Raw genomic sequence first — 3,248 nt, 5'->3', positions numbered from 1 at the left:
CCAGATAACGGTACAGCCGTCGATATTTGATGTCCGGGTGACTTTGCGGACACCGCCCAGGACTTCAATCATTTCCATTACCGGCCACACTGGCCCACTGAGTGGTGCCAGCGCATAAACAATCGGCATATCCCGGTGCCAGCCGGTAACCCGCCCACCGTGGGAGTGGATCTCCGAACGCGCACGCGAGTGACGCCAGTTAATGATTTGTTTTTCCATGATGAAATAAATCCTCAGTTGAGCCGCCACACACGCGGCAATTGAACGCACAGACGGGCCAGGCGATAAGCCTTCCGAAAACCTTCCGGCGTCTGGATAAAAGGTATAATCAGCTGAGCAGCCTCCATGTCGCCTGCATCCCAGTCACAACCGTCATTTCCGACGCCCGAGACCTCCCGAACCCAGGAATACACATCCACGCACAACAGACCCGGTACATAACAATGAATAAAAGGTGAGCCTGTAGAACAGCTGTCATCAGCAACAAAAAAGCAGCTGTTAAACCCAATAGCCCGAAGCGCCGTAATTTCCCTTCTGATTGCAATATCCATCTCACATCCCTCAGTGAATAAGCATCTGTGCATAGGACTCGACCAGCTTCACGCTGAGCCCCTGGTCGCCGATGGCGCTGGCCCGTACCACACCCCGCGCCAGCTTGAACATGCGGCGGTAATTCCCCTTCGAGCAGCGGAAGAACGCCTCTGCCAGCTCCGGCTGCGTGAGACTGTCTTCATCACCGTCCGCCAGCAGACTGCCCAGAATGCGGTTGAAGTCTTCCTGCTCGGATTTATCCTTGTGGGTCTCCAGATTCAGACACATCCCCACGCGGCTGTAGAGCTGGGCGAACTCCCCGCGAGAGCCACGCAGGTTAATCAGCAGACGCGGCATCCCGGCCAGCACGATGGCCACCCCGGAACGGTCGTGAATACGGCGTAAGACCTCCAGCGCCCGATAAGGAAGCAGCTCTGCCTCATCAACCAGAATCACCCAGCCGGTGCCAGTCAGGGCCTGGATACACTCCTCGCTCAGCTCATGGATATTGCCGGTGCGTTTTGCCCCCAGACGGGTACACAGCTCCTGCAGCAACACCCGTGCCGTACAACCAGGGTCAGCCTCAATCAGGATTGCGCCTTTGCTTTTGTACGAATATTCCCGTAAAGCCATACTTTTACCCATCCCGGCCGGGCCGTATATCACCCCGATATCGCCATCCATATGGGTGTTGGTGATAAGCGACAGCGCCATACTGGCCAGTTGAGTGGGGACGAAGGTTGCTCTCACTTCCCGGCGGTTAGCCCGACACTCTTCCCGGTTGATAAAATCGGTCAGCGTCGCCTCAACATTGGTAATATTGCCGTTGTAAGTGCCCTTCAGATATTGAGAGACCGCTGTAGCACTGAGCCCTGTTTTCGTCGCCACCATTTTTTGGGTGTAGCCGGGCCGCTCCAGAATCTGGAGTAATTTCTCTTTTACATTCATTTCAATCCCTTACCGGTGATTACCGGCTTTCTTTAAATCGCGTTCATAATCGGATTCAAATAAATAAACGTGGTCGGGTTCTTTATTTGAGTCGGGGGCAGAAAACAGGCTGATATCAATGTCGGGCTTCTGCTCAATGGCCGGGCGCAATTCTTCATCCACCCGCGCCAGTTGCTGCTCAAGGCGTTTCCGGCGCTGTTTCGTCCGTTTCTCCTGCAACTGCTCGATACGTGCCACAGGGAAGGCATCAACCTTGTTACCGTTCCAGATGGCGTCACATATCCAGGAGCCGTCCATTCGCCGCACAATCACCGTCTGCGGGTCGTGAATGTCGTAGCAGACTCTGACCTCTTCACCGTCCACGCTGGCCAGTTCGGTGCTGAAGTAGATATTTTTAAACAGCAGAATCTCACCCCGGTTCGCCGTGCAGACCTTCTCTGGCCGGAACATTTCATGCAGCTCAGCGGCAGTGAGATAATCAATCTCAACGTTATTCATCTTAATCAGATGGTTACGCCATGCCATGGGGGACCAGTACTCACCACTTTCCCGCACCGGCAGGCTGCTGTGTGGCCGGTTATTATGTCGCTCCACCTGACGCTCAATCTCTTCGGTCAGCTGTTCCCATGTGGGCACCTTGCGCATTGCCGCAGTCTGTATCTCGTTCAGGTCCTTGCCTTTCTCAATAGCATTGACCGCCGAATCTACCTGCTTGCGGTATTTACGCTGTGTCTCCCGGTCGCCAGACTTGCCCACCCAGGAGCCAAAGGCCATGGCTGCTCGCTTAGGGATTTCTTTATTTAACCGCTCAATGATGCCACGCGCCTGCGGATTGCCCGGAATTCCGGTCGGGTGGTCTATTTCCAGACGGGAAAATATCCCGGTAATATCAGCATCAAAGATTTTGTTGGTTTCACCACCGCCGTTATCGGAGTAATAAATCAGCGGGACACCGTGCTGTGATACGGCGTGGCGTATGGCATCGCCTACAGCGACCTGGCTTTCAGACACGGCCAGACTCCAGCCCAGTACGGCGCGGGTACAACCATCCACTATCAACGTAATCTCGGGGCGGAATGGCTTGCCCGTTACCGGGTTAATGACTTCCATCTTCATACCATGGCCGTCACCCACCCAGACGCCGTTCACTGGCATCACCGACCAGTCACGACGCACGAACGGCAGCAGGGATTTGTAATCTGACCCGGTGCGCCGTCCGCGCTCCCGCTCAGCTTTGGGGATTTTACTGAGGGCATAGCGCACGGTGGCCAGTGGCGGCAGCGTCGACAGCATCACCGAATTGCCGGCATTCACCCGCAGCCACTCCGCCTCAAAATCTTCGTAGGCCATGGCCACCGAAGGTCGATTAGGATTGCGATAGTGACGCAGGAAGTCAGAGAGCCACGGGTACGCCTCTGCGGGCTTGGCCTTAATCTTCTCTGGTGCCATCACCGCCAGGCGCTCGCCGACACTCCGGGTCACCATCGAATCCGAGACCCATTGCTGCAGGCTGCGCACGCTGACACCGGTCCGGGTTGACCCCTTGCGGGCGTTGGCTATATCAGCGGCCCGCTGCACACGCTCTGGCAACGTGCCTTCCCGCGAGCGAATAGAAATCAGCTCAACAGCCTGCTTGCGGTTCATGCCTGCCTCATCCATCAGGCGGCGAACCTCACACACCAGAGTGATACGGGCATCGGCAATCTGCCGCTGGCTGTCGGTCAAAGAACCGAGACGGCGTTCCAGCAACGCAGGACACTTGCGCATGA

Annotated in this window: 4 protein-coding genes; all 4 read right to left on the bottom strand. The window is 56.1% G+C overall.

The features are described from left to right. The coding region (locus tag CNE01S_RS23895; RefSeq protein WP_061279181.1) for a hypothetical protein at nt 1-219 on the bottom strand (219 nt) is incomplete at its 3' end. A gap of 14 nt (nt 220-233) precedes the next feature. Continuing rightward, a complete protein-coding gene (locus CNE01S_RS23890; RefSeq protein WP_061279179.1) occupies nt 234-551 on the bottom strand; it encodes a hypothetical protein in 318 nt (105 codons plus the stop codon). 10 nt (nt 552-561) lie between these two features. Then, the gene (locus tag CNE01S_RS23885; protein WP_061279176.1) at nt 562-1,479 is read right to left on the bottom strand and encodes an AAA family ATPase; all 918 of its coding nucleotides are present in this window, start codon (nt 1,477-1,479) and stop codon (nt 562-564) included. A gap of 9 nt (nt 1,480-1,488) precedes the next feature. After that, nucleotides 1,489-3,248 (bottom strand): Mu transposase C-terminal domain-containing protein (locus tag CNE01S_RS25925; RefSeq protein WP_061279175.1); only part of this gene is annotated, 1,760 nt, incomplete at its 5' end.

This window comes from Cedecea neteri NBRC 105707 = ATCC 33855 (genome assembly GCF_001571265.1).
Classification (GTDB): domain Bacteria; phylum Pseudomonadota; class Gammaproteobacteria; order Enterobacterales; family Enterobacteriaceae; genus Cedecea; species Cedecea neteri.
The sequence above is the reverse complement of the archived record's forward strand: the minus strand, read 5'-3'. Positions and strand labels throughout refer to the sequence as shown.